Annotated in this window: 1 protein-coding gene; it reads left to right on the top strand. The window is 35.5% G+C overall.

The window, feature by feature from the left end; genetic code table 11:
- Window positions 1-626: RNA-guided endonuclease TnpB family protein (locus tag QOS06_RS10705; protein WP_283596043.1), on the top strand; the 626-nt coding region annotated here is incomplete at both ends.

The following is a 626-nucleotide window of genomic DNA, read 5'->3' as shown; positions in this document are numbered from 1 at the left end:
ATCTATCCAAATTCAGCACAACGAAATCAGCTCTGGCAAACCTTCGGTTGTGTTCGTTTTGTATGGAATCAAATGCTTAATATGCAAATTGAACGGCGCAAGAATAATCCGGAAGCTAAATTTGTGAATGCCTTTGGGATGAATAATCTGTTGAAACAACTTAAGGTTGAGTATCCTTGGTTGAAACAAGCAGAATCAACTGCTTTGCAAAGTGCTAATCGCAATTTAGCCGATGCTTTTCAACGCTTTTTTAAAGGTCAAAATAAGTTCCCTCGATTTAAATCCAGAAAATATTCTCAGAGCTACAATTCAAAGTACGTTAATGGCAATATTAAAGTTTTAGATTGCCATCATATAAAGTTACCAAAACTCGGTATCGTCTATTTTAGAGCTGGTCGATTGCCAATGGGTAAAATTAAGAATGTCACTGTTCGTCTGAACGTTGCTGGTCAATATTACATTACTGTTTTAGTGGAAAGCGAAAACCAAACTCTTCCTAAAACAAGTAAATATATTGGTGGCGATTTAGGACTTAAGTCATTACTTAATCTTTCAGATGGATGCAAGGAACCGATCAATCATTTTGAAGACAAATACCATAAAAAGTTGTATCGTTGGGAGAAATT

The organism is Limosilactobacillus sp. DJ3M12 (assembly GCF_947381695.1).
GTDB lineage: Bacteria > Bacillota > Bacilli > Lactobacillales > Lactobacillaceae > Limosilactobacillus > Limosilactobacillus kinnaridis.
Note: the sequence above shows the minus strand (reverse complement) of the source record. Positions and strands in the feature narration are given on the sequence as shown.